This is a genomic window from Pseudarthrobacter adonitolis, assembly GCF_055412845.1.
Genome location: NZ_JBVAYW010000001.1, coordinates 329,674 through 354,281, shown reverse-complemented (window position 1 = coordinate 354,281; position 24,608 = coordinate 329,674). Strand labels below are relative to the sequence as shown.

The following is a 24,608-nucleotide window of genomic DNA, read 5'->3' as shown; positions in this document are numbered from 1 at the left end:
TGCTGGCCCGTGCGGGTCCGGCAGCCGCCGTCGTGATTTGCGTTTTGGAGTCAGGCGTTACTTGACGATGCCCTTGTCCTTGAGCCAAGTGGCCGCTGCGTCTTTGGCGTTTTGCTTCTGGCTGCCGCTGACTGCGCGGTTGAGGTTGAGCAGGTCGTCAGTGGTCAGGATCTTCGATACGGCATTGAGCGCGTCTTTGGCCTTGTCGGTCATATTCGCCTTGTTGTAGAGCGGCAGAACCTGCTGGGCCTTGAAGTTGTTTTTGGGATCCTCCAGCACCACCAGGTCGTTGTCCGCGATGGACGGTGTGGTGGTGTAGATGTCAGCGACCTGGACGTCGTCGGTCAGCAGTGCCTGCAGGGTCAGGTTGCCGCCGCCGTCGTTGAAGGGCTTCAGGGCCTTGAGTTCGCAGCCGTAGTTCGCTTTGAGCCCGGGCAGACCATAGGCCCGTGTTTCGAACGTGGCCGGGGCCGCCATGGTCAGGTCCTTGCAGACTTTGGCCAGGTCCTCGATGGACTTCAGCTGGTACTTCTCTGCGGTGGCTTTGGTGACCACCATGGCGTCCTTGGACTCAGCTTTGGATGCCTCCAGGACTGCCAGCCCTTCGGGGAGCTTCCCCGGCAGGGCCTTGTAGATGTCGTCGGCCGAGACCTCGGCAGCTTCAGGATTCACGTGCGAGAGCAGGTTGCCTGAGTAGTCCGGGACGAGGTCAACAGAACCGTCCTGGACCGCCTTGAAGTAGATTTCGCGGGCACCGATGTTGGGCTTGGTGGTTGCCGTGACGCCTGCCGCAGTCAGTGCGCCGGCATAGATCTCAGCCACGATCTGGCTCTCCGGGAAATCAGCCGAGCCGACCACCAACGATCCGCCGCCGGCGCTTCCGGCGCTGGTGCTGGGGGTGGCCAACGGGTCACTCCCGCCGCAGGCTGTCAGCGCGACGGCCAGGCCGACGCCGGCAGCCATGCCAGCTAGTCCCCTGCGGGTAAGGATTGTCTTGGTGTTCTCTTTCATGGGGTACCTCCTTGAACGGCAGCTGGCGCAGGCGCGGCAGCTGGGAGATCAGCGACGGCCTTGTGGCCACCGTGCAGATCGGTTTTGAGGCCGGGCGAACGAAGGACTCTTTGCACCGCGGCCAGGATGAGGTCAACAACGATGGCCAGCCCTGCAATCAGCAAGGACCCGGCAAGCATCCGCGGAAAGTCCTGCAGCACCAGGCCGTCAAAAAGGTAGCGACCCAGCCCGCCCAAGGGCAGATAGGCAACCACAGAAACCGTGGCAATGACCTGCAGAACGGCGGTTCGGACACCGCCGAACATAACCTGCAGCCCGTTGGGCAGCTCAACCCGGAACAGGATCTGCAGCTCGGTCATGCCCATGGCCCGGGCAGCGTCCACCACGGCCCTGTCCACGCTCGAAATGCCGGCGTACGTTCCGGCAAGGAGCGGCGGCACGGTCAGGATGACCAGCGCCCACACCGGTGGCATCAGGCTGCTTCCGGCCAGGAGGGCGAAGAGGACCAACAGGCCCAGGGTAGGCAGGGCCCGCAGCGCACCTGCCACGGCAACGGCCACCACGCGTCCACGCCCTGTGTGCCCGATGTAGAGTCCCGCCGGAACCGCGATGGCAGCGGCAATCACCAGGACCAGCCCGCTGTACTGGAGGTGCTCCAAGAGCCGGACGGGGATGCCGGAACTGCCGGTCCAGTGCAGGGGATCGGCAATCCAGGCCAGGGTGTCCACAAAAATGTTGTTCACGGCGCGGCCCCCGCATGGATGTTGGCATCGGCCAGGTAGCCGGCGCCAACAGGCGCCGAGGGGCCGAGCCCTTTAGCGGCGCGGGTCCACGGCGTCAGCAGCCTTTCAAGGAGGACCAGCACGGCATCCATCAGCAGGGCGAGCACCAGGATGGCGATGATCCCCACCACCACTTCGGTGACGAAATTCCGTTGCAGTCCGTCGGTAAACAGCATGCCCAGGTTTCCCACCCCCAGCAGTGCTGCGACGCTCACCAGGGAGATGTTGCTGACGGAGACCACCCTCAGCCCGGCAAACAGGACCGGAAGGGAGAGCGGCAGGTCGATCTGGACAAAGCGGAGCCAAGGCTTGTACCCCATGGCAATGGCAGCCTGCCGGAGATCCTCCTCCACGGAGTCAAAAGCATCCAGCGCGGCCCGGACCAGCAGCGCCACCGCGTAGATGGTCAGGGCAACAATGACGTTGAGCGGATCCAGGATCCGGGTTCCGAGAATCGAGGGCAGGATGATGAACAGCGCCAGCGACGGGATGGTGTACAGCAATGAACTGGCGGTCACCACCACCGACCGCAGCGCCGGGTGGGTCCGCGCCAACTGCGCCAATGGAATGGAAATAAGCAGCCCCAGGACCATCGGAATGAGGGCAAGGACCAGGTGCTGGCCTGCCAGTCCCGTGACCATGCCGCTGTTCGCCAGGAACCACTCCATCAGAGAGCAGCCTGCCTGACCTGGCGGGCTTCTTCTATGACACCGAGGACTTCCTGTGCCCTGACGGTCCCCACGACCCGGCCGTCTCCGTCCACTGCCACACCTTGGCCGGAAGGGGACGAAAGTGCCGAGTCCAGTGCCCGCCGCAGGGTCTCGCCGGGGCGGAAGAGTGACCCGCCGGGGATGAGCTCAGAGTCCGTCCCCGGCCTTGCCCAGCCCAGAGGGCGCAGGTCCGGATCCACCACCAACTGCCAGTCGGTCACCGCGGCGGGATCGCCGGCGAACTGGCCGGCACTCATAACGAGCGTCGGCACCGGATGGATGGTCACAGCGTCGGACGTGGTGAACCCCAGGTGGCGGAAACCACGGTCCCGGCCCACGAAGGACGCCACAAAATCATTGGACGGTGCCCGGAGGATCTCCTCAGGGGTGGCGTACTGGGCAAGCCGGCCGCCGAATGCGAAGACGGCCACCTTGTCGCCGAGAATGGTTGCCTCGTCGATATCGTGCGTGACGAAAACGATGGTTTTTGCGAGGTCTTTCTGCAGCCTCAGGAGTTCCTGCTGCAGTTCATCACGCACCACGGGGTCAACGGCACTGAACGGTTCGTCCATCAGCAGGACGGGCGGATCGGCGGCGAGCGCCCGGGCTACACCGACGCGCTGCTGCTGGCCGCCGGAGAGCTGGGACGGGTACCGTTTCCCGAGCGCGGAAGCCAGCCCGACGACGTCGAGCAGTTCCGTAGCGCGCTTCCGGGACTCTGCCTTGGAAACGCCGTTAAGCCGGGGCACGGTGGCGATGTTGTCCAGCACGGAACGGTGGGGCATGAGTCCGGAGGACTGCATGACGTAGCCCATGGACCGTCTCAGCTCCGCGGCAGGAACCGAGGTCACGTCCCGCCCGTCCACGGTGATCACGCCGGACGTCGGTTCCACCATGCGGTTGATCATCCGCAGCGAGGTGGTCTTGCCGCAGCCGGACGGCCCCACAAAGACGGTGATGGAGCCCTTGTCGATGGGCATCGTGAGCTGGTCCACGGCCGGGTGCCCGCCCTGATACTGCTTGGTGACGCTCTGGAACTCAATCATGGCTTGGTCCATTACCGGACTTACCTGTTCTATTGGACGGCATCGGACAGTGTTGGGTCATCAGCTCACTGATATTTACGGTAACGCAATCCACTGCCAGCGTAACCGGATCAGCAGGCAATCCGGGCAAGAGAATCCCTACTGTAATCATTCGTTGTACAACCGCGCGCGGATGGGTCGCTTCGATCACCCGGTGCAAGGTCTGCGCTTACGCCTGGTTCTGTCCCCGCCTATTGTTGGACTGTGACCAACTTGGAAGTGGCTCCCCAGCAGGAACTTTGTCCGCCCGCAGGCCCCGAAGGCACGTCAGGCCCTTGCCTGCAGCTGTGGCCCGAACGGGAAGTTCCCCTGGGCGGCGTGCGGGCCATGAACGTCCGGCGCACCCTCCCGCAACGTGGCCTGCCCACCATCGGCGCCTGGTGTTTCCTGGACAGTTTCGGTCCGGACCGCACCGCCATGTCCGTGCTCCCGCACCCGCACACCGGGTTGCAGACGGTCACTTGGCCGCTCGCCGGGAACGTCCGGCACCGGGACAGCGTGGGCAGCGACGTTGTGGTCCGGCCCGGTGAGCTGAACATCATGACCGCCGGACACGGGGTGTCCCACTCCGAGTTTGCCGTCCTGCCGGATCCCGACGCTGGCGCGCCGCTACCCGTGCAGCGCGGCCTGCAGCTCTGGGTAGCGTTGCCGGACGCGGAACGCCACCGCGAACCCGCGTTCGAGCAGCACCGGCAACTGCCATCTGTGACGGGGCCAGGGTTCACTGCGACGGTGATGGTGGGCGAATTCGCCGGGGCGGTGTCACCGGCCACGATGTACTCCCCCATCGTCGGAGCAGACATCTCCTGCGAGGGCCTGGCCGTCCTGCCATTGAACGCGCACTTTGAGCATGCGGTGCTGGTGCTCGACGGCGGGCTGACGCTGGACGGGCAGGAGGTCCCGCCCGGTCCGCTGGGCTACCTGGGCGCGGGACGCGCGTCGCTGGAGTTCCAGGCCCTGCCGGGCACGCGGTTCCTCCTGATCGGCGGGGAGCCGTTCCAAGAGGAACTGCTGATGTGGTGGAACTTCGTGGGCCGCACGCACGATGAAGTGGAGCAGGCCCGTGCGGAGTGGGAAGCGCAGGCGGTCCTGGCGGACGATGCCGCCCGCGGGGCCCGCTACGGGCTGGTTGAAGGGCACGGCCCCGATGCCGGCGTTGGAGCCGGCCGCATCCCCGCTCCCGTCATGCCGGCCGTCAGGTTGACGCCGCGGAAGCGGTCAGTCGGCCTCTGACTCTTCCGACACCACCTTCAGGACGCCAAACACGGGGTCCCGGTCCAGGACACGGACATCCGTGACGCGGGCGGCCGCCAGGTGGCTCCGGAAAGAGTCCTGCAGCGGGACCACGTTCATGCCCAGTCCGCCGCCGAGAATGACCGGGCCGTCGATTCCAAGCTTCCGCAATGCCTGGGCAGCAAGCCCGGCGAGGTCCCTACCCGCCTGGTCCAGCAGCTCCTGGCTGGCCGCATGGCCCGCCGCTGCCGCGTCCACCACCAGGCCTGCCTGCTGGGCCCAGAACCGGCGGCCGGTATCGGGGGAATGGAAAAGCGCAATCAGCCTGTTGGGGTGGTCCACTCCGCACGCGGAGAGCAGCGCATCGGTCAGCTGGTCCGCCGGGAGTCCTTGGTTCATCCGGCGCAGGCTGTGCCGGACGGCCTCACGGCCCAGCCAGTAGCCGCTGCCTTCATCCCCGAGCAGGTAGCCCCAGCCGCCCGCCCGGGCCTCGTCGCCGGCGGCGTTCCGTCCCCAGGCGGCGGAGCCGGTTCCGGCAATGACGGCCACGCCGATGCTGGCACCGCCCGCAGCCAGCAGCAGCCGCGAATCGTGGACCACGGTGACTTTGGCTCCCGGAACATGGGGTTCGATCAGCGCTGCCAGAGCGGCAGCGTCGTCGTCGGTGTCTATGCCCCCAGCTCCCGCATACACCTGGGCCACCTGGCGGCCGCCGATCCGGGCGAACAGATCCGCGAGGTTCAAGGCCGCCTGTTCGCGGCTGACGTTCTGGACGTTGGAGCTGCCGGCGGACTCGTCAGCCACGGCAACTCCGTCCTCAAACCTGACACCGCGGGTCTTTGTACCACCGATGTCCAAGCCGATGATGACTCCCGTGAGGGGTACCGGGGCGGACGCGGCGCCGACCACCGGTTGGTTTCGGGACGTTGTGGTCTGGGGGTGCTCGCTGTCAGTCACGTCCCCAGCCTACTGAACTGCTGCCGGCCCGCGGGCCGGCGTCGTGTCTCAACATGCCAGGCCTATCCGCTCCCTGAACGGGCGGCAACCTGGCCTGCCAGCAATTGGGGACCCTCCTGCAGGACCATCTCCCGGAACAATCGGACAGGATCTGGCTCGGCGTCGGGGCCGGGTTTCCGCCGGCGCCAGCCCAGCCCGATTTCCCGGTACGCAAGTCCGGATTCCAAGGCCAGCTCGACCCAGCCCAGATTGCCCGTTTCCGGGCTGATGTGGCGCCCCGGTGCGTTGCCCCCGGGTGGCAGAATGCTGACACCAAGGCCCGTGGCAACCAGGCCACGGGCGGTGTGGGTGTCCTGGCTTTCGAACGCAATCCGCGGCCGGAAACCTGCCTCGCGGAAAAGCGCATCGGTCAGTGACCGCATGCCGTACCCAGGCTCCAACGCCACGAAGGGGTCCCGGCGGATGTCCTGCACCCTGACGCTGTCCCGGCCGGCCAGCGGGTGGCCGTGGTGAACCACCAGGCGGAGGGGCTCTCGGTAGAGCGACGCCGAGGACATGGTGCTGCTTGCCGCCGGAACTGGGGCTGTCAGGGCCAGGTCCGCCTGGCCCGAGGCGAGCTCCGCGAGGCAGGTGTCCCGTGCCCCCTGACTAAGGATGAAGCCGGCCTCCGGGTGGCGGCTGCGGAAGGCACTGATGAGCAGGGGCAGGGTGGCCTCGCCGAACGTGTGCTGAAAAGACAGGGACACTTTCCTCCGCACCACGTCCGACTGGTGCCGGACCAGGTCCAGTCCGGCCTGGAATTCGGTCAGGGCCGACTCGATGTACGGCAGCAGTGTCCGGGCGGCCGCTGTGAGGCGGATGCCCCGTCCGTCGCGGATCAGCAATTCGGTTCCGACGACGGCGCTGGCCCGGGACAGTGCCCGGCTCACCGTGGACTGGGGTACTCCAAGGAGCTCCGCCGTTTCCGTGACGTGCTGGGTCCTGCCCAGTTCAGCCAGGATGGGGAGCAGCGGCAGGAGCTTCACCAGCTGTTTGTGGTCCGCGTGCATGGCCGCACCCTTCCAAACGTTGCACTCTCGATATCAATCGTAGCTAAAAGATGCATTGGAAGCATATATTTCAGAAGCCTACCCTTGAGCTATGCCACAGAATGCCGCAGCCCCAGATACCCTCACCCCACCGCAGGGTGACTGGGCGGGACACCCCAAAGGCTCCGCTGCCTACAACAAGATCCTTGCCGGCCTGGCCTTCGCGGGCGTGGCAACGTTCGCCCAGCTCTACTCCACCCAGGCGGTATTGCCGCTCCTGGCCGCAGACCTGAAGGTGACCGCGGCAGAGGCCGCGTTGACCATTTCGCTGGCCACTGTTGGCCTGGCCATCACCGTCATTCCCTGGTCATTCCTGGCGGACAGGATCGGCCGGGTCAAGGCCATGGCATGGGGCATCTCCGCTGCCACCGTCCTGGGCCTGCTGGTGCCGCTCGCCCCGAGCTTCGGCGCGCTGCTTGCCTTGCGGCTGCTCGAGGGCATGGCACTGGGCGGGATCCCGGCCATCGCCATCGCCTACCTGAACGAGGAAGTGAACAGGTCCCATGCGGCCATGGCCGCAGGCAGCTACGTTGCCGGCACATCGCTGGGCGGGCTGGCCGGCCGGCTGGTGGCAGGCCCGGCAGGAGAGCTATGGGGCTGGCGCACAGCCGCCCTGGCTGTGTCGCTGCTGGCAACAGTGGCCGCCGTGCTCTTCCTGGTCCTGGTGCCGAAGGCGAAAGGGTTCACCGCCGCCAAGGCCTCAGGGCTGCGCGGTGCCGTCGCGACGCTAGGCCGGCATGTGCGCAATCCCAGGCTGCTGGCGCTCTACATCCAGGCCTTCCTGATGATGGGCGGGTTTGTCGCCGTCTACAACTACCTTGGCTTCCGTCTGTCCGCTGAGCCCTTCACACTGCCCGCCACCATCATCAGCCTGATCTTCCTGGCCTACCTTTCGGGAACGGTCTCCTCCCGGTGGGCCTGCGGGCTGACGGCCAGATTTGGCCGCAGGAATGTGCTACTCGTGGGCCTCGTCCTGATGGTGCTTGGGCTGGCGCTGACGCTGACACAGGTGCTCGCCGTGATCCTTGCCGGTCTGGTGATCTTCACCGGGGGCTTCTTCGCGGCCCACAGCATCGGCGCCGGCTGGACCGGAAGCATCGCCACCACCGGCCGCGCCCAGGCGTCGTCGCTCTACAACCTCGCCTATTACCTGGGCTCAAGCGTTATTGGCTGGGCGGGCGGACTGGTGTTCCAGTCCCTGGGCTGGGCCTCGCTTGCCGCGGCAATCATGGTCCTGGCGTGCATCACTGCGGTGACAGTCGCCGTCGTACATCCCCGGGGGAACGACGAAACCGCGCGGCCCGGCACACGAGGGCGGACGGAAGCCGCGCAGCCGTAGAACTATCAGCCACCAAATGGCAGGTGCATCTGGCGAATGTTCGGAGAGAGGGACGCGTTCTGGGGTGATCGGCCGGAATCCGGCGTCTAGGATGAACTGACGGACATTCAAGGAGATTCCATGAGCAGCAACCCAAAAAACATCCGGCCGGCCAGCCACTTTGAGCCGCTGGATGCCATTGATGAACGGCTTCTCGCCGCCTTGGTGGACGATGCACGGATCTCCAACAAGCAGTTGGCAGAACTCGTGGGCATCGCCCCGTCCACCGCGCTCATGCGGACCCGCGCATTATCCGAACGTGGCATCGTCCAGGGATTTGAGGCGAAGCTCAGCCTCTCGGCCATCGGCAGGTCCGTCCAGGCGCTCGTAGCGGTCCGGTTGAGGGCCCACGACCGGGACCAGATCGACCGTTTTACCGCCCGCGTTCCGCACCTGCCCGCAGTTCTCTCCACGTTCCACACGTCGGGCTCCGTGGACTACCTGCTGCACATCGCCGTTGCCAGCACCGAGGACCTGCGGGACTGGGTGCTGGACAATCTCGCCACCGATCCCGTGGTGGGCCACACCGAGACCACCCTCGTCTTTGAGCACATCCAGGGGAACCACGGTCCGCTGCCGGACTGAGCTTCACCCGCCTGGCAGCGCCCTGCGCACTCTCCTACCGGCTATTGCGCTCCGACTATTGCGCTCCGCGCTCTAGCGCTGTCCGAAGCGTGACGGCGGACAGCGCCAGTGCGGCAGCGCTGCACAGCACCACAAAGCCCATGACCGCCGTCGGCAGCCCGAACACTGCTGTGGCCCAGCCCAGCCCGATGACCGGCACGGCGCTGCCCAGGTACGTGATGACATAAACGGTGCTGATGACCTGGGCATGCTGTGACGATTCCACCTTGGCGGCCACATCATTGAAGACCGCGCGGAAGGCGACACCCTGTCCCAGCCCCGCGCAGACGCTGGCAGCGGCCAGAAGCAGCGGACTGCTCCAGGCGGCTGCTGCGGCCAGGAGCAGCACCGAGGCTCCCAGGACTGCCAGCCCGGCGGGCACCACAAAGCGGCCCCGCACGGACAGCACCTGGCTCAGGGCTGAGGCGGCGAGCGTCATCCCGGCCAGGGCGCCGATCAACGGACGTGAATCCGTGTGGACGATCGGGGCGAAATAGGCCGGTGCCAGCGACAGGCAAAATCCAAAGACGGAGAAGCTGAGGAATCCGACGGCGGCCGCAAGCCAGAACGCGCCCCTCGCCTCGGTGGACACCGAGGGCCGGCGGGGAGCCAGGACCAGGACGGGTCGCCGGCCTGCCGGAGGCTTGATGGCTGGCCGGGCCTGAAGCAGGTAGAGCGGCACCAGCAATCCCGCCAGGACAAGTGAGTGAACGTAGTACGGGGCGGTGGTGGGCCCCGGCAGGAGCGACAGCAGGCCGCCGATGACCGGACCGGCCGCCACGCCTCCCGCCGTTGCCAGCAGGGTGAAGCGGGTGGCCCACTCCGGCCGGGACGGGAGCAGTTCCCGCAGCGCGGCGGCACTGGCACCCGTGGCCAAGGCAACGGCCACACCTTGAAGGGCCCGTCCAGCAGAGAGCGCCACCAGGTTTTCTGCCTGCGAGAAGACCCCGCTGCCCGCCAGTCCGGCGAGGACAGCCAGGATGAGCGCCGCCCGCCGGCCGATGTGGTCCGACCAGTGGCCGGCCAGCATCAGCGTTACCACCAGGGCCAGGACATAGCTGGCAAAGGCCGCCGTGACCCCGAGTGCCGAGAGGCCGAGGTTTGCCTGGAGCAGCGGATACAGGGGTGTGGCCAGGTTCGCTCCGACCAGCAAGGTGAAGATAACGGCACCGGCCATCACCAGCCGAGCGGTGGTGGATGCATCCCAGCCGTGACGCCCGGCGGTGGCCGGACGCATGCGGAGTTCATTGAAGACTGTCATTGCTGCTGCCTTGGCGTCGACCGGGGCGGGAGGTCCTTGTGGGAAGCCGCCCCGGGTGGAAATTGATACCTAAAGAATGCTTCACTGTTGACTGATTTGGCCCTTTTTGATGGAACAATTGATCAAAATACTCAGTTTCTTGTGTCTCCAATAACTGAAAGTGACAGTTTGCCTACCCTTGATCCCACTGATTTGAAGATCCTGCTGGAACTCATCCGCGATCCCCGCGTCCAGATCGGCGAGTTGGCCGATCTGCTGGGCATTGCGCGCAACACGGCGCAGTCGCGCGTGCGGCGTCTGCTCCGCGCGGGGGTGCTGCACGACGGCGGCCGCGAGATCGACCTCGAGGCGGTGGGGTACGACGTCGTCGCTTTCGTCACGATTGAAGTGACGCACCGGGAGCTGGACGGAGTTGTGGGCGCCCTCCGGCTGCTCCCCCAGGTCCTGGAGGTCCATGAGATCTCAGGGCGAGGTGATGTCTGGTGCCGTGTGGTGGCCACCGATACGCACAATCTGCAGTCCGCCCTCCGGCAGATCCTCCGCATCAAGGGCGTCATCCGGACCGAAACTGTCCTGGCTCTCCACACCCACATTCCGTACCGCACCGAACCCCTAATCAACCGCCTCGCACAGGCCGTGCCCGGCAGCCCAACACGGTCCAAGTAATTGTCCGGGCGCGGTGGTGGGTCCCCCGAAGGCAGTTAGGATTCGAGCATGGATTGGCTTTTACAAATTTCACAGATCAACTGGCTCGCCGTGGCGCTGGCCTTCATCTCGAGCATGGCTATCGGCTTTGTCTGGTACATGCCGGCCGTGCTGGGCAAGCGGTGGATGGCCGCCATCGGAAAGACTGAAGAGGACCTCAAAAACATTGGTGGCGGCGCGGGGATCTGGGTTCCCATGGTGGTTGCCGCCGCCCTGACCGCCGTCCTGCTGGCGGTCCTGATCAGCCAGCTGGGCCTGGACAGCGCAGTGGCGGGCGGCTGGTTCGCCCTGATGCTGGCGCTGGTGTTCCGCGCCGGCGGGCACGTCATCCACAACGGGTTCGCCGGCCGTCCCACGGCTGTCACCGTGATCGATTCCGGACACGACCTGCTCGCCATGACGGTGGCCGGCGCGATCATCGGGGCCATGGCCTGACGTGACCATCATCGACAATGCCGTCTACGTGGACGGCGCCCGCAGCGCAGAGCCGGAGAGCCTGGAACAGACCTTCGAAACTCTCTCGGAGCACGGGGGTATGGCCTGGATCGGGCTGTACCGGCCCACGAAGGCGGAAATGACGGCCGTGGCCAACGAGTTCGGGCTGCATGCCCTGGCGGTGGAGGACGCCATTTCGGCGCACCAGCGGCCCAAGCTTGAACGCTACGAGGACAACCTCTTTACGGTGCTGCGCCCGGCGCGGTACCTGGATGCCACCGAGACCGTGGAGTTCGGCGAGCTGCACATCTTCACCGGCCGGAATTTTGTGGTCACCATCCGCCACGCCGAAATGGCCGGCGTTGCCCGGGTGAGGCGGCGCCTGGAGGGCCGCCCCGATCTGCTCCGGCACGGCCCGGAAGCCGTTCTCTACGCGCTGCTGGACCTGGTGGTGGACGACTACGCGCCGGTGGTGGCCGGCCTGGAAAACGACATTGACGAGATCGAGGACCAGCTCTTCAGCGGGGACAGCACCGTCTCCCGTCGCATCTATGAACTGGCCCGCGAAGTCATCCAGTTCCAGCGCGCCATCCATCCCTTGCCGGACATGATGCAGCAGCTCAAGCGGGGCTTTGAAAAGTACGGCGTGGATTCTGAACTGCAGCACAGCCTGCGGGACGTCGAAGACCATGTGGAGCGGGTCATCTCGCGCGCAGATTCATTCCGTGACCTGTTGCAGAACGCGCTCACGCTGGACGGAACCCTGACCGCCAACCGGCAGAACGAGGCCAGCGCGGAACAGAACGAACAGGTCAAGAAGATCTCGTCCTGGGCGGCGATCTTCTTTGCACCTTCCATTGTGGCCGGCGTGTACGGCATGAACTTCGACCACATGCCCGAACTCCACTGGGCCGTTGGCTACCCGATGGCCATCGCGCTGATGGCAGGTACCGCAGCCCTGATGTACGCCATTTTCAAAAGGAAAGGCTGGCTGTAGGGTCGGAGGCGATGAAGTGCTTTAGGCGGCGCGGGGACTCAGGCGACCTGCAGGTCCACAGTCCCGTGGCCCGAGGCTTCAGCGCTGAAGACCAGCCGGCGGTTGGCGATCTTGTCAGTAAAGAAGCGGTCGTGGCTGACCACCACCACAGCCCCCGGGAAATGCAGCAGGGCGCGTTCCATGACCTGGGTGCTGGAGAGGTCCAGGTGGTTCGTGGGCTCATCCAAAAGCAGGACCGAAGCACCCGAGAGCAGGCATTGGGCCATGGCCACACGGGCGCGCTGGCCACCTGAGAGATTGCCGACTTTTTGCTTGAGATCAGCTTCGGAGAACTGGAACATCGCCAGGAACCTGTTCACCGACTTCTTCGTGGCAGTCAGAGCCAGGCTGTCAGGCATCGCGTTGACCGCATGGGTGACGGTGTCGTCGTCGTCCAGTTCTTCCAGCACCTGGTTGTAGGAGACCATCCCGGCGCCCTTGGCCCAAGCCACGCTGCCTGAATCCGCCGGCTCTTCGCCGGTGAGCGCCCGGAGCAACGTGGTTTTGCCGCTGCCGTTGGACCCGATGACGGCGATCCTGTTACCGCGCCCGATCTCGAAACTAAGGCCGCTGAACAGTGTCCGGCCGCCGTAGGCCTTGCTCAGGGATTCCACCCGGCACAGGACGTCTTTGACGTACAGACCGCCGTAGATCTCCGTGATGATCTGGTCCACTGGACGGGGCGCCCGGGACTTCTTGATCCTGGCCAGCTGGTTTGCGAGTCCCTTGCCTGCCGCCTTGGCCGCTTCCCGCCGGTCTGAGATGCCTTCGGCTTCGAAGGCCAGCAGCTCAGACTCATGGACGAACTGGCTCTCCAGGCTCTTGAGTTTGAACTGCTTCGCCACCACGTATTCGGCGAAGTTGCCCGGGTATTCGTGGAGGTGGAAGTTCTCCACCTCCATGATCCGGTTGACAACGGAGTCCAGGAACTTCCGGTCGTGCGAGACGATGATCGCGGCGCCTTTGAAGGTCCGAAACCAGCCTTCAAGCCATTCGACGCCGGCCACATCAAGGTAGTTGGTGGGTTCATCAAGCAGGAGGACGTCCGGGGCTTCCAGCAGGATCTTTGCCAGCGCGGCCCGGTTCCGCCAGCCGCCGGAGAGTTCGTCGATGGCGCAGGTGCGGTGGTGTTCGCTGAAGCCCAGGGTGGTGAGTACTTTGTCGATGCTGCGCTGATAGTCCCAGCCATTCAGCCGGTCCATGGCCTCAAAGAGTTCGGACTGGCGGTGGATCAGTTCATCCAGCCGCGCCGCGTCCGAGGAGTCGGCGGCGATGGCCGCATCGATGCCGGCGAGTTCGGCTTCGATCTCCTTCACATGCGTGAACAGCCCGTCCAGGACTTCCGCGATGGTGGATTCGCCGTTCAACTCTGAGAACTGCGAGAAGTAGGCGGCCTTGGTTCCGAGCTCGACGGCGACGGTCCCGGAATCGGGAGCCACCTGGCCCTGGATCAGTTTCAGGATGGTGGACTTGCCGGAACCGTTCTTGCCGATCAGACCGACCCTGTCCCCTGCCTCAAGCTTGAAAAAGGCTTCGCGGAGAACCTTGATTTTGTCAAAGCTCACGTTGACGTCGTTCAACCGGATCAAACTCATTGATGGTGTCCAATCCAGTGCTGGCTAGCTGCGGGCCTGGGAACACGGTTCTGGCCAGACAGATGATGTGTGGAGCTAAGGAGATTCGAACTCCTGACCTCTTCGATGCGAACGAAGCGCTCTACCAACTGAGCTATAGCCCCGGAACAGTCCGCGTCCCCGGGAGGAAAGGCGGTACCGGTGACCTTAGGCTACAAATTTTCGTCCCGCAATGCGAATTGACACTCCGCACCCGGACTGGCAACCGGCGTGGGCTGCTTTTGTCGACCCTTGTGAGGTATATCAGGCGCGGCGGCGCTGAAGGACGTCGTCGAGGTTGCTCAGGGCGCTCTGCGCCTTGGTGAGGGGCTTGGCGGCAGGCGCGGCGGGAGTGGCTGCGGGAGCGCCCTGTTTCAGGGACGGCTTTCCGACGGCTTTGGGCGCCTCGGGGAGATCAAGCGGCTGGGGAGCCGCACGCTCGGCCTTCGCGGCCTCAACGTACACCGGCTTCGGCACGTCCACCGGTTCCCAGGTTGTGTCAGCCGGCGCCAGAGACGCCCCGACGGCGCTGGCATCTCCGGCGGCAACAGCGACAGCCAGTGCGGCTTCCCGGAGCTCCATCGCTGTAAGGGGCTTGGGCTTCGGCTTGGGCTGGTGGGCCTCGGCGTCAAAGAGCCGGCTTTCCGGCCGGGCGGCGGGACGCGCCGCGGTGTCCGTGGCGACAGACTCCTGACGCCGCACGGGGGCACTCATCGCTGAGCGGAACGCGGCGTTCACCTTCGCTTTGCGGTCCCGCACGGCCAGGAGGCGGAGCACGGCCACAGCTGCGACGGTGACGGCAAGGCCGGCGACCGGCAGCAGCGCGCTTCCGATTCCGAACGGCAGAAGAACACCCGAAACAAACGCGGTCAACAACGCCAGGACACCAACGAGGGCGATCCCTGTCCTGCCATAGCGGATCCGGAACGCGCCGCCCGTCGTCGCACTGCCGGACTTTTCCGTTGCGGTCTCGGGGCTCTTCCTGATCTCCATGGCTTTCTCCTGCTGGGCGGTGATGTTCTGTACCGTCCCGGCTCTCGGTTCCGATGATTCAATGGCTGGCATTTCCGCCAGGAAGTCGCCAGCGGCCTGGGCCTGGTGCCGGCGGTTCCGCAGAACGTAGGGCGCAACCCACACGATCCAGAGCACAACGGCAACCACAAGGATCACTGAGCTGCTTAGGGGAAAGTCCACAATCAAAACCGTATGAGTATTACGGCAACCGCCCCCGCATTAGCCACGGTGTGTCGCCCGCAACGTGGCAATTCATTGGATTTATGACCTTGGAAGTACACATGGAGGGTTCAGGTCCGGAGGGTCAGGACCGGGATGCGAGCCACGGGACGAGCAGCCCCTCCGGGACCTCTTCAGCGGTCAGCGCGAAAGACCGGTGGTCCGCCCACTCGCCGTTGATGTGCAGGAAGTGCGGACGGTAGCCTTCGTCGCGGAAACCCAGTTTCTCAACCACGCGCAGGCTGGGGCCGTTCTCGGGCCGGATGTTGATCTCCATCCGGTGCAGGCCGAGGGCCTGGAAGCAATGGTCCGTGGCCATGGCCACCGCGGTGGGCGCGATGCCGTGACCGGCACGCGCCTGGTCAACCCAGTACCCTAGTGTGGCCATCATGGCCGAACCCCACACAATCGAGGACACAGTCAGTTGGCCAACAATGACCGGGGCGGCCAACCTGGGCGTGCGCTCAGTGATCAGGAACGGCAAGGCTGTCCCTTGGGCGGCCTGGATTTTCAAGGATCGAACCATCTGCCGGTAGTCAGGCAGCGCACCGCCAGGTGCCGGGTTGGATGCTTCCCAAGGCGCCAGCCACTCGCTGTTGCGCCCCCGGACCTGGGTCCATTCCTTCTTGTCCCGGTACCGGATGGGGCGCAGGATCAGGTCGCCGCATTCGAGTGTTACGGGCCAGATGGGTCCGGGGCGCACGGCAGCTATTTAGCGAGGCCGGCCGTGAAGCCAGGCAGCCACTCCCGAAGGCCAGGGCCGAGGTCGTCGCTGTCAATGGCGAGCTGGACGCAGGCCTTGAGGTAGCTGAGCTTGTCGCCGGTGTCGTAACGGCGGCCGCGGAAGACCACGCCATAAACTCCGTAGCCGTCGCCTTCGCCGGCTGCCAGTTCCTGCAGGGCATCGGTCAACTGGATCTCCCCGCCCCGGCCGGGGCCCGTGTGCTCCAGCACGTCAAAAACTGCCGGGTGGAGGACGTAGCGGCCGATGACGGCCAGGTTTGAGGGCGCATCGTCCACGTCGGGCTTTTCGACGAGCTTGTTGATCCTGACGTAGCCTTCACCGTCGATCTCCTGCACGTCGGCACAACCGTAGGCACTGATCTGGGAGGGTTCCACCTCGATGAGGGCCACCACGGATCCGCCGGTCTTGGACTGGACCTCGATCATGGTGCTGAGAAGTTCGTCCCGGGCATCGATCAGGTCGTCGCCGAGGAGGACAGCAAACGGTTCGTTGCCGACGTGCTGCTTTGCACGGAGTACAGCGTGACCCAGTCCGTGGGGATCACCCTGGCGGACGTAGTGGATGTCACCGAGGTTGCTGGCTGCCTGGATGGACTCAAGTTTGGCCAGGTCGCCCTTGGCTTCCAAGGTGTCCTCCAGCGAAGGAACCCTGTCGAAGTGGTCCTCCAGGGCACGCTTGTTGCGTCCCGTGATCATCAGGATGTCGTTAAGGCCAACGTTGACAGCCTCTTCAACCACGTACTGGATGGCCGGCTTGTCCACTACCGGGAGCATTTCCTTGGGCATGGCTTTTGTGGCCGGCAGGAACCTGGTACCGAGTCCGGCAGCGGGAATAACGGCCTTGCGTACTGTCTGCTGAGTGGTAGTCACTGGACTAATCTAACGGAGGGGCTGATCATTCAGTAATTATTGGTGGCTCCTGAGCCAGCGCGCCGCAGACACTGCAACGCCCCACTGAACAGCAAGAAGGAGCAGCATGTCCGAAGGCAGCAGCGCAGCCAAAGCGGACATCCGCGCACGCCATCGTGCGCGCCGCGCGGCGACGGATCCCACCCAGCGCGATGCGGCCGGTGCCGCCCTGGCCGTCCACGGCGCCGCATGGGCCGAACAGCTGACCGGTGGGAGTCCGTCGACCTTCTGCGCCTACCTGGGAGTAGAACCCGAGCCGCCCACGCTGGCCCTGATCAGCGAACTCCACCGGCATGGGCACACCGTACTGCTCCCTGTCTGTGAGCCCGACCGCCGGCTGAGCTGGACGCACTGGACCCCCGGTATCGAGTTTGTCCGCAGTCGCTATGCACCGGTGCTGGAACCTGCCGGACCGCGTCTTGACCTTGGCATTGTGGCGTCCGTTGCCGCACTCTTCATCCCCGCCACGGCCGTGGACAGGGACGGCAACCGAATAGGCCAGGGCGGCGGCTACTACGACGTCCTGCTGGGCTCCCTGGCCGGGGACGGTCTGGAGATCCCGTTTGCGGCCATCGTCTTCGATTCCGAACTGCTCCCGGCCGGAAGCATTCCCGCCGAAGACTTTGACCGGAGGGTTCCGGCTGCCCTGACTCCCTCAGGGCTAATCCCGCTGCCGGACCCGGCCTGACGGAGGGCTACTTTCCGGGGGTGATAGAATTGGCACTCAGGCCCTGCGACTGCTAATGGACGTTTCGGTTCAGCGCAGCACAGGACCTCTCGTTTGCCCAAGAGGAGGATCACCAGTGCCCACTTATGCCTACGCCTGCAAGGATTGCGGCCACGCCTTCGACGTTTTCCAGTCGTTTACCGACAGCAGCCTGACTTCATGCCCGGAGTGCCAGGGCGCCTTGCGCAAGAAGTTCAACAGCGTGGGTGTGGTCTTCAAGGGCTCCGGTTTCTACCGGACCGACTCCCGGGATGCCAAGGGAAGCACAGTTTCTGCTGCCCCCTCCGCCCCCGCAGCCGCAGCCGCACCGGCGCCGGCACCTGCCACGGCCGCTGCCGCCAGCTGACCTAGGGGCTAAAAAGGCGTACGACGCCGGCAGCACGGTTGTCCACATAGGCACCTTTGCTGCTGTCGGGTTCTGTTGCCGCTACGTAGCGTGGTTCCCATGCCCGCTACCCTCTTTCGTTCCAGCCGCGGATCCGCCCCGCCGGGACGCCAGGTCCGCCGCCCGCTCCCGTCAGCACGCACCCGGGGCGCGCGCGGCCACAGGCTGTTGTCCTGGCTTGGCCGGAACCGGCGTCTTGCGATAGCCCTCCTGCTCAGCCTTGCAGCCGGAATCACGGTCCATCAGCTCACTCCCCCGCCCGCCGATACGGTCTCGGTGTTGGCGGCGGCGCGGGATCTCCCCGCAGGCACGGCCTTGTCAGCCACGGACCTGACTGCAGTGCAGATCCCGCCGGGGATGCTGACCGCCGGGTCCATGTCCGACACCAGTGAAGCCGCGGGAAAACAACTGGCAGCCCCGTTGCGGAAGGGCCAACTGGTGACGGACTCCCTGCTGCTGGGACCCGGCCTGCTGACCGGAACGCCTCCGGGCTCCGCGGCCGTGCCCTTGAGGATGGCCGATCCTTCCTCCATCCAGCTGGTATCGCCCGGGCAACTGGTCAACGTAGTGCTGACCGGGGCGAACGGCTACGACCAGCAATCCCCCTCAGAAGTGCTGGCTTCATCCGTTCCCGTCCTTTGGACGTCAGGACAGGGCGGCAAGACGGGCCAATGGTTGGGCACCGGCGAGACCGATGGGCTGATCGTCGTGGCAGCAGCCCCGGAGCCGGCTGCCCGGCTGGCGGGGGCCTCCACGCAGGGCAAGCTGTTTTTTGTCCTGGTGGGACCCGAGGGCGGGGCCGGGTGACGCCGTGACTGCCTGGAGCTCAGCCCCAGTGCGGCGGCTTGTTTTCCTTCAGCCATGCGTCGTGGTCGTTGTCAGGGCCATCGCCCCAGCGCTTCGGGTCATCCTCCGCAGCCTTGTTCGGCAGGATGCCTGCGGTCCCGGGCAGCAGCTGGCGGTCCGGCAAAGCTGCGTTCCCGTTCACTGCGTCGTCCGTCTGGTCGTTACCGTGCGTGTCTGCCTGATCGGCATTCCGTGGGGCCACAACAACCGCCTCCTCACTGCCCAGGCGTCCGGCCTGGTCTTCGTTCCTGTCGTTTTGTACGTTCCCCAGCGCGAGCGTGTCCATGTCCTCGTCAAAGAATCCGCCCGAGGCCGTGCCTCGTCCGGGCGGCAGAACATTCTCAAGGCCCAGGTATCCCGCGATCCGGTCCGCGCAGGCGGACGGGTCCGTGAAGACTTCGATGGTCCACAGCGGCATGTACCGCCAGCCCATCCGTTCGAGCAGCTGTGGGCGGAGCCGGCTCCGCTCACGGACACTCATGGTGCGGTATTGCTCCGTGCCATCCGATTCGATGGCCACCGGCCGCGGAATCTCGGCGTCGTCCTGACCCATGGTGCTGAGCGGGTCTGCCGCCGCCACCACGTCAATCACGCCATCGTACTGGTGCCAGACGCGGGCACCACGGGCACGCAGCCGGTCGCCAAGATCGGCCACGAGGGGATCGGCTCCAAGTGCCTGCTCACTGGCAGCGGCCCGAGACGCCGGGGTGCCGAGGTCGGTCTTTCCCGCAATCTCCCGGTTGAGGAGCTCGTAGAAGTCCACCGCCCCGTAGGACAGCCGCGTGTGATCGAGGTCTTCGGGCTGGAAACACGTCAGGACGTGGAGCGAACGCCGGGCACGTGTCATGGCCAAAGCGAATTTTTCTCGCCCGCCCTCAGCGGACAGGGGTCCAAAGTTGTGCAGCGCCCGGCCATGCGGAGTGCGGCCGAAACCGGGCGAGAAGATCACGTGGTCACGGACCAGGCCCTGCGCCCGCTCAAGGTCAACCACTCGGAACGACTCGGATCCTGCGCTGAAGAAGCTGGCTAGCCCCGGGTGGTTCGGCAGCTGAAGACGAATGGACTCACCGATCCGGGCAGCATGGCGCAGGCTGACGGTGACCACTGCCAGCGACGTGCGGGGCCGCGTCCGTGCGTGCTCAAAGACCAGCTGCACCACCCGATTAACCTCGGCCACCACGGATTCGACGCCTTCGTGGTCGGCGCTGGGCAGCCCCGTGCCGTCGGGCAGGTACTCAACCAGGAGCGCCCTGTCCAGCCCTGTGGCCGACTGCCCCTCCGGGAGCCTGCGGAGGGCGCCGTCGTAGGAGTTTTTGCTCAGCTGCAGGACCAGGTCCTCGTCAACCGCGCGGTAGACAAAATTCAACCGCCAGACAGGCAGGACGGCGGACAGTGCCGAGTACGCGCTTTCGACGCGCTGGTGGGCCGCTTCACCGGCGGCCAGCCGCTCGACACCTACGGTGAAAGTCCGGGGGCTGGCAATCTTGGCATCACCAAAAGCTATGACCTGCCTGGCGCGGGCGATGGCCGGAAGGACGGCCTGCAGCGACGTCGCTTCGGCGTCCAGGATGACCACGGCGTCGAAGCGCTGTTCGGCAGGCAGGAGACCGGTCATGAGGTACGGGCTGACCGACCAGACCGGCACCAGCATAGGGACCAGTTCGGCGGCCTGGGCCGTCAGCGCGGCGAGGGTAACCCGGCCGTCCTTGAGCAGGCTCCTGAGCAGCTGGGCCTGGCGGGGGTGTTCCGCAAGCGCGGCCCGCCACCGTTCGGACAGGTCCCAGCGCAGCCGCGCCGCGCCGCTGGCAATATGGGCGTTGTCCGCGAGCCGGTATTCGGCCTCAAGCTGCCGGAGGGCGTCCCCGTCAGACATTGCCAGGTAGTCGTCGCCGCTGATCATCGCTTCCAGCGCGGACTGCCACCATGCCAGCTCAAGCTCGGCTGCGACGGAGCCTGCGGGAACCTCCCGGTCCGCAAGATCGGCGAGGAGCTCGCCCAGTCCGTGCTCGCGCATATTTTCCACGAGCAGCGTGCGCTCGGGCAGCGTTTTCAGCGTGTGGGTGTCGGCCACGAGCCGCTCCAGCCGCTCCATGAGTTCCTCATAGCGGGCCGTTGCCAGCGAGCCGCCGGCCTGTGTGTGCCGCAGGGCCTCCCCCAGCTGGGTCAGCTCCCGGTCCAGCGACCGGTACATCACGTTCATTTCGGCAAGGCCCGAGGGGACGGCCGGGTGGCGCTGCGAGGTCGCGTACCCGGACCAGAGGGCACGTTGGTCCTGCACCAGCACCAGCGAGCTATGGAGATCGGTGATGTGGACTCCCGGACGGACGTACTCTTTCGCGATGCGGCGCAGGCGGGAACGCTGCATGGAGGCCATGTCGACGTTCCGCTCCCGGCGCCAGGCGGAGGACGCCGTAGCGGAGATGAGATCGTTGACCGGCCTGTCGAAGATGTCCGGGGTGAACTTATCGAGGCTTTCGCGGACAGCCATGAGGAGTTCAAGCTGCTTCCCCCACTCCGAGAAGGAGGCGCCAAGCCGGATTTCGGCATGTTCGGCCACGCTGTTCATCCGGTCGCGCAGGACCGGCAGGTTCTTCGCGACTGACCGGGCAAGCTCCTGGGCTTCCTCGGTCTCCTTCCGGGTGAGCAGCCGGGCGCCGTGCCACGGGCTGGTGGTGGACGCGCGGCTGAAGCTGCCAAGCTCGGCGGCGCGGCGAAGCCTGCCGGCGAGCTCGTTGCGGTCGCGGATGCTGTCCAGCACACTGCGCTTGAGCCGCACAGTAGTGGCGGGGGCGGGGTGGATGGACGTCAGCTCGGCCAGTGACTGCATGGCCTGATACGGCGAGCAGCCCCAGCGCTGGCGCACGTTATGCAGGGACGCCACATGGTCCAACAGCGCGTGCCGGTGCTCGGTGAGGGTCCGGTGGAGGTTCCCCAGCTGCGGTTCGAGTGATTTTTCGTTCCGCACGATGGCCCGCACCAGCTGGGCCTTGAGCTGCTGCGGTGTGGCTGTGCCCGAGAGCTGGAACAGGATGGACTCAAGTCCAAGCGATTCCAGTTGTGCCGATACTTCGTTCAGGCTGGCCCGGCGGTCACCCACCACCAGGACGGACCGCCCCGCGTCCACCAGGGCACCGATGGTGTTGATGGCCGTCTGGGTCTGTCCGGTGCCCGGCGGGCTGCTGACCACCAGGGAATCTCCTGCGCGGGCGGCATCAATGACGTACTGCTGGGCCGGATCGGCGTCGAGGAGGAGGAGTTCGTCGTTCGGGTGGCGTGTGTCCACACTCGGGAAGCGGGAGGGGTCCGGCGCGGGTAAGTCAATATCCCCACCGCCGGCCGCTTTGGCCAGGGCGGCGACCAGCGGGTTGCCCTCATTGATCCAGGGATCGTCCAAGTTGCCGGAGAGGTCCGCAAAAGTGGACACCAGCAGATTGTGCTGGGCTTCGGCGCCGTGGATGGGCCGGATGAGAGTTGCGAGCTTATCCAGGACAGGCTGAGGATCGAAGCGTGCGGTGCTGTACGCGAGGCGTGTCACGGCGTTAACGTCAAAAACGATGCCGTGGATGGTCTTCAGGTGCCGGACCAGGGCGGGGTTGATATTGGCCTGCTCGGTGAGCTGCAGTTCGTAGTCGTCCTCACCCGGTCGGACCGTGAGTGAAATTGCGGTGAGCATCACCGGCGCGGAAACCCGCTGGGGTTTGCCGCCAACGGCGGAGGTCCACACGACAGTGCCTGCGGAAAGGTATCCCGCATCAATGCCACGGTCATTTCCGAGTTCGAAGATTTTTGAGCGGATGTTCCGCGATGCGCGGGCCGCGACGACGTACTGCTGGTGGTCACGGATGAGTGTGGACAACCGGGTGCGGCGGCCGGCCATGAGCTGGGCCAGACCGGACGGGTGCGCATGGGTCAGGTCAATGGAACCTTCGGGGGTCTTGGTGAAACGCAGCATGGTGTCTGCCCCAGTGACGGGTTTAAGCCCGGACAGCCATTTTCCGAGCTCCTCAGAACCCTCCGGGTGGCCTTGACCAACTGACACTACTGCCTTCTTTTCTGCGTTTGCACGTGACGCCCTGGACCATACCGGCATACTTTCGAGCGTAGCCGCAAAGAAGCCGGGATGAGAGACCGCAACACTGGATCAGGCCAAATTGGGGTGGATTTCAACGGATGATAGCAATGGCCGGCCTCCGCTGACGGAGACCGGCCACTCACACTGCTATTCCCACTCGATGGTTCCCGGCGGCTTGCTGGTCACGTCCAGCACCACCCGGTTAACACCTTCCACCTCGTTGGTGATGCGGTTCGAAATCCGGGCCAGGAGATCGTACGGCAGGCGGGACCAATCCGCCGTCATGGCGTCCTCGGACGAAACGGGACGGAGCACGATCGGGTGGCCGTAGGTGCGGCCGTCACCCATGACGCCCACACTCCGTACGTCGGCCAGCAGGACCACAGGCATCTGCCACACCTCGTTGTCCAGCCCGGCTGCGGTCAGCTCTGCACGCGCAATGGCGTCCGCCTTGCGGAGCAGGTCCAGCCGCTCCTGGGTGATGTCGCCGACGATGCGGATTCCCAGTCCGGGGCCGGGGAACGGCTGGCGTCCGACGATTTCCTGCGGCAGGCCCAGCTGGGCGCCCACGGCTCGGACCTCGTCCTTGAACAGTGCCCGGAGCGGTTCCACCAGTTCGAACTGCAGGTCCTCGGGAAGGCCACCGACATTGTGGTGGCTCTTGATGTTCGCGGCACCTTCGCCGCCGCCGGATTCGACGACGTCCGGGTACAGCGTCCCCTGGACCAGGAACTTGATCTTCTCGCCATGAGCCGCTGCCTCGGCGATGATGGCCAACTCAGCCTCTTCGAACGCGCGGATGAACTCGCGGCCGATGATCTTGCGCTTGGTTTCCGGATCGCTGACGCCGGCCAGGGCCGACAGGAAGCGCTCCTGCTCGTTGGCTACATACAGCTTGACGCCGGTGGCAGCAACGAAGTCGCGTTCCACCTGCTCGGCTTCGCCTTCACGCAGCAGGCCGTGGTCAACGAACACACAGGTCAGCTGGTCGCCGACAGCCCGCTGGACCAGCGCCGCTGCAACGGCAGAGTCAACGCCGCCGGAGAGCCCGCAGATAACCCGGGCGTCGCCGATCTGCTTACGGATCCGATCGACCTGCTCCTCGAGGATGTTCCCCGTGGTCCAGTTGGGCTCCAGCTTTGCGCCCTTGAACAGGAAGTTTTCCAGCACCTGCTGGCCATAGGCCGAGTGCTTGACCTCGGGGTGCCACTGCACGCCGTAGAGGGCCTTCTCTTCGTTGGCGAAGGCAGCCACTTCAGCGCCGGCCGTCGTCGCCAGCACTTCGAAGCCTTCGGGGGCCTCGTGCACGGAGTCGCCGTGGCTCATCCAGGTGTTCTGGTGCTGCGGCATCCCTTCGAGGACGGAGCGGCCTTCGCCGAGGATGGTGGTCTGGGTGGAGCCGTACTCGCGCAGGCCGGTCTTGTCGACCTTCCCGCCCAGGGCGTTGGCCATGGCCTGGAAGCCGTAGCAGATGCCGAAGACCGGGATTCCGGCCTCAAAGAGGTCGGCGCCGACGGAAGGTGCCCCGTCGGCGTAAACGCTGGATGGGCCACCGGAAAGGATGATGGCGGCGGGGTCCTTGGCCAGGAGCTGCTCGGTGGTGAAGGTATGCGGAACTACTTCCGAATACACATTCGCTTCCCGGACGCGGCGGGCAATCAGCTGCGCGTACTGGGCACCGTAGTCAACAACCAGCACCGGCTTCTGGGAAGTCTGGGATGCAGTGGGAGTAGTCACCGTACTAGCCTACTTTGCGGCGTCGCCCTGCCGCACC

At 65.5% G+C, this 24,608-nt stretch carries 22 protein-coding genes and 1 tRNA gene; 9 read left to right on the top strand and 14 right to left on the bottom strand.

Features of this window, described 5'->3' with window-relative positions; all coding sequences use genetic code 11:
* Positions 1 to 57: 57 nt before the first annotated feature.
* From ACZYZ4_RS01790 to ACZYZ4_RS01775, 4 genes are read right to left on the bottom strand one after another with little or no spacing between them, the layout of a single operon-like run.
* Positions 58 to 1,011, bottom strand: coding sequence for an ABC transporter substrate-binding protein (locus ACZYZ4_RS01790; RefSeq protein WP_463857616.1), 954 nt, complete (start codon positions 1,009 to 1,011; stop codon positions 58 to 60).
* Entirely contained in the window at positions 1,008 to 1,754 is a 747-nt protein-coding gene (locus ACZYZ4_RS01785) for an ABC transporter permease (RefSeq protein WP_463857615.1), read from the bottom strand. The genes ACZYZ4_RS01790 and ACZYZ4_RS01785 overlap by 4 nt, the downstream gene beginning before the upstream one ends.
* A complete protein-coding gene (locus ACZYZ4_RS01780) occupies positions 1,751 to 2,461 on the bottom strand; it encodes an ABC transporter permease (protein WP_463857614.1) in 711 nt (236 codons plus the stop codon). Before ACZYZ4_RS01780 ends, ACZYZ4_RS01785 begins: the two co-directional genes overlap by 4 nt.
* Positions 2,461 to 3,561 carry an ABC transporter ATP-binding protein gene (locus ACZYZ4_RS01775; RefSeq protein ID WP_463857612.1) on the bottom strand — a complete coding sequence of 367 codons (1,101 nt, stop codon included), beginning with the start codon at positions 3,559 to 3,561 and terminating at the stop codon, positions 2,461 to 2,463. Before ACZYZ4_RS01775 ends, ACZYZ4_RS01780 begins: the two co-directional genes overlap by 1 nt.
* 231 nt (positions 3,562 to 3,792) lie before the next feature.
* Between ACZYZ4_RS01775 and ACZYZ4_RS01770 the strand changes: the two genes are divergently transcribed.
* Complete coding sequence (locus ACZYZ4_RS01770; protein ID WP_463857610.1) at positions 3,793 to 4,821, top strand: pirin family protein; 1,029 nt, start codon at positions 3,793 to 3,795, stop codon at positions 4,819 to 4,821.
* On the opposite strand, the gene ACZYZ4_RS01765 is transcribed toward ACZYZ4_RS01770, so the two are convergent.
* Positions 4,807 to 5,730, bottom strand: a complete 924-nt coding sequence (locus ACZYZ4_RS01765; RefSeq protein ID WP_463857901.1) for an N-acetylglucosamine kinase — start codon at positions 5,728 to 5,730, stop codon at positions 4,807 to 4,809. The genes ACZYZ4_RS01770 and ACZYZ4_RS01765 overlap by 15 nt on opposite strands.
* A gap of 110 nt (positions 5,731 to 5,840) precedes the next feature.
* Positions 5,841 to 6,827, bottom strand: a complete 987-nt coding sequence (locus tag ACZYZ4_RS01760; RefSeq protein ID WP_463857608.1) for a LysR substrate-binding domain-containing protein — start codon at positions 6,825 to 6,827, stop codon at positions 5,841 to 5,843.
* 91 nt (positions 6,828 to 6,918) lie between these two features.
* Between ACZYZ4_RS01760 and ACZYZ4_RS01755 the strand changes: the two genes are divergently transcribed.
* Together ACZYZ4_RS01755 and ACZYZ4_RS01750 are read left to right on the top strand one after the other, a co-directional pair.
* Positions 6,919 to 8,205 carry an MFS transporter gene (locus ACZYZ4_RS01755; RefSeq protein ID WP_463857606.1) on the top strand — a complete coding sequence of 429 codons (1,287 nt, stop codon included), beginning with the start codon at positions 6,919 to 6,921 and terminating at the stop codon, positions 8,203 to 8,205.
* Between the two features lie 120 nt (positions 8,206 to 8,325).
* On the top strand, positions 8,326 to 8,829 hold the full coding sequence (locus ACZYZ4_RS01750; protein WP_111908434.1) for an Lrp/AsnC family transcriptional regulator: 504 nt from the start codon (positions 8,326 to 8,328) through the stop codon (positions 8,827 to 8,829).
* A 55-nt stretch (positions 8,830 to 8,884) separates the two neighbouring features.
* Here ACZYZ4_RS01750 and ACZYZ4_RS01745 read toward each other — a convergent pair whose 3' ends face one another.
* On the bottom strand, positions 8,885 to 10,129 hold the full coding sequence (locus ACZYZ4_RS01745) for an MFS transporter (RefSeq protein WP_463857604.1): 1,245 nt from the start codon (positions 10,127 to 10,129) through the stop codon (positions 8,885 to 8,887).
* Between the two features lie 168 nt (positions 10,130 to 10,297).
* On the opposite strand from ACZYZ4_RS01745, the gene ACZYZ4_RS01740 reads away from it, so the two are divergent.
* From ACZYZ4_RS01740 to corA, 3 genes are read left to right on the top strand one after another with little or no spacing between them, the layout of a single operon-like run.
* Positions 10,298 to 10,795 (top strand): Lrp/AsnC family transcriptional regulator, encoded by a 498-nt coding sequence (locus ACZYZ4_RS01740; RefSeq protein WP_463857602.1) that lies wholly within the window; start codon positions 10,298 to 10,300, stop codon positions 10,793 to 10,795.
* Positions 10,796 to 10,843: 48 nt separating this feature from the next.
* Positions 10,844 to 11,269, top strand: a complete 426-nt coding sequence (locus ACZYZ4_RS01735; RefSeq protein ID WP_463857600.1) for a DUF1761 domain-containing protein — start codon at positions 10,844 to 10,846, stop codon at positions 11,267 to 11,269.
* Between the two features lies 1 nt (position 11,270).
* On the top strand, positions 11,271 to 12,266 hold the full coding sequence (gene corA / locus ACZYZ4_RS01730) for a magnesium/cobalt transporter CorA (RefSeq protein ID WP_463857598.1): 996 nt from the start codon (positions 11,271 to 11,273) through the stop codon (positions 12,264 to 12,266).
* Positions 12,267 to 12,304: 38 nt separating this feature from the next.
* Here the strand turns inward: corA and ACZYZ4_RS01725 are convergent, their stop codons facing one another.
* The 5 genes from ACZYZ4_RS01725 to galU form a co-directional block, all read right to left on the bottom strand.
* Positions 12,305 to 13,900: an ABC-F family ATP-binding cassette domain-containing protein gene (locus ACZYZ4_RS01725; protein WP_463857596.1), complete on the bottom strand. Its 1,596-nt coding sequence runs from the start codon at positions 13,898 to 13,900 to the stop codon at positions 12,305 to 12,307.
* Between the two features lie 70 nt (positions 13,901 to 13,970).
* Positions 13,971 to 14,043, bottom strand: a tRNA-Ala gene (locus ACZYZ4_RS01720).
* 139 nt (positions 14,044 to 14,182) lie between these two features.
* Positions 14,183 to 15,088 (bottom strand): hypothetical protein, encoded by a 906-nt coding sequence (locus ACZYZ4_RS01715; protein WP_463857899.1) that lies wholly within the window; start codon positions 15,086 to 15,088, stop codon positions 14,183 to 14,185.
* Between the two features lie 148 nt (positions 15,089 to 15,236).
* A complete protein-coding gene (locus ACZYZ4_RS01710) occupies positions 15,237 to 15,854 on the bottom strand; it encodes a GNAT family N-acetyltransferase (protein ID WP_463857594.1) in 618 nt (205 codons plus the stop codon).
* A gap of 5 nt (positions 15,855 to 15,859) precedes the next feature.
* Positions 15,860 to 16,765 carry a UTP--glucose-1-phosphate uridylyltransferase GalU gene (galU, locus tag ACZYZ4_RS01705; protein ID WP_463857592.1) on the bottom strand — a complete coding sequence of 302 codons (906 nt, stop codon included), beginning with the start codon at positions 16,763 to 16,765 and terminating at the stop codon, positions 15,860 to 15,862.
* Positions 16,766 to 16,871: 106 nt separating this feature from the next.
* Between galU and ACZYZ4_RS01700 the strand changes: the two genes are divergently transcribed.
* The 3 genes from ACZYZ4_RS01700 to cpaB all read left to right on the top strand — a co-directional run bounded on the left by ACZYZ4_RS01700 (position 16,872) and on the right by cpaB (position 18,723).
* Positions 16,872 to 17,492 (top strand): 5-formyltetrahydrofolate cyclo-ligase, encoded by a 621-nt coding sequence (locus ACZYZ4_RS01700; protein ID WP_463857590.1) that lies wholly within the window; start codon positions 16,872 to 16,874, stop codon positions 17,490 to 17,492.
* A 115-nt stretch (positions 17,493 to 17,607) separates the two neighbouring features.
* A complete protein-coding gene (locus ACZYZ4_RS01695) occupies positions 17,608 to 17,877 on the top strand; it encodes an FmdB family zinc ribbon protein (RefSeq protein WP_463857588.1) in 270 nt (89 codons plus the stop codon).
* A 99-nt stretch (positions 17,878 to 17,976) separates the two neighbouring features.
* On the top strand, positions 17,977 to 18,723 hold the full coding sequence (gene cpaB, locus ACZYZ4_RS01690) for a Flp pilus assembly protein CpaB (protein ID WP_463857586.1): 747 nt from the start codon (positions 17,977 to 17,979) through the stop codon (positions 18,721 to 18,723).
* A gap of 19 nt (positions 18,724 to 18,742) precedes the next feature.
* On the opposite strand, the gene ACZYZ4_RS01685 is transcribed toward cpaB, so the two are convergent.
* Positions 18,743 to 22,852, bottom strand: a complete 4,110-nt coding sequence (locus ACZYZ4_RS01685; RefSeq protein WP_463857584.1) for an AAA family ATPase — start codon at positions 22,850 to 22,852, stop codon at positions 18,743 to 18,745.
* Between the two features lie 129 nt (positions 22,853 to 22,981).
* On the bottom strand, positions 22,982 to 24,571 hold the full coding sequence (gene guaA, locus ACZYZ4_RS01680) for a glutamine-hydrolyzing GMP synthase (RefSeq protein WP_252598337.1): 1,590 nt from the start codon (positions 24,569 to 24,571) through the stop codon (positions 22,982 to 22,984).
* Positions 24,572 to 24,608: the final 37 nt, after the last annotated feature.

Bases quoted from the DNA above. Each gene is read 5' to 3' on its own strand.
- ACZYZ4_RS01775 (WP_463857612.1), bottom strand. From the start codon at position 3,561: ATGGACCAAGCCATGATTGAGTTCCAGAGCGTCACCAAGCAGTATCAG.
- ACZYZ4_RS01780 (WP_463857614.1), bottom strand. From the start codon at position 2,461: ATGGAGTGGTTCCTGGCGAACAGCGGCATGGTCACGGGACTGGCAGGC.
- ACZYZ4_RS01760 (WP_463857608.1), bottom strand. From the start codon at position 6,827: ATGCACGCGGACCACAAACAGCTGGTGAAGCTCCTGCCGCTGCTCCCC.
- ACZYZ4_RS01685 (WP_463857584.1), bottom strand. From the start codon at position 22,852: ATGCCGGTATGGTCCAGGGCGTCACGTGCAAACGCAGAAAAGAAGGCA.
- ACZYZ4_RS01750 (WP_111908434.1), top strand. From the start codon at position 8,326: ATGAGCAGCAACCCAAAAAACATCCGGCCGGCCAGCCACTTTGAGCCG.
- ACZYZ4_RS01700 (WP_463857590.1), top strand. From the start codon at position 16,872: ATGTCCGAAGGCAGCAGCGCAGCCAAAGCGGACATCCGCGCACGCCAT.
- ACZYZ4_RS01725 (WP_463857596.1), bottom strand. From the start codon at position 13,900: ATGAGTTTGATCCGGTTGAACGACGTCAACGTGAGCTTTGACAAAATC.
- ACZYZ4_RS01790 (WP_463857616.1), bottom strand. From the start codon at position 1,011: ATGAAAGAGAACACCAAGACAATCCTTACCCGCAGGGGACTAGCTGGC.
- ACZYZ4_RS01745 (WP_463857604.1), bottom strand. From the start codon at position 10,129: ATGACAGTCTTCAATGAACTCCGCATGCGTCCGGCCACCGCCGGGCGT.
- cpaB (WP_463857586.1), top strand. From the start codon at position 17,977: ATGCCCGCTACCCTCTTTCGTTCCAGCCGCGGATCCGCCCCGCCGGGA.
- ACZYZ4_RS01735 (WP_463857600.1), top strand. From the start codon at position 10,844: ATGGATTGGCTTTTACAAATTTCACAGATCAACTGGCTCGCCGTGGCG.
- ACZYZ4_RS01755 (WP_463857606.1), top strand. From the start codon at position 6,919: ATGCCACAGAATGCCGCAGCCCCAGATACCCTCACCCCACCGCAGGGT.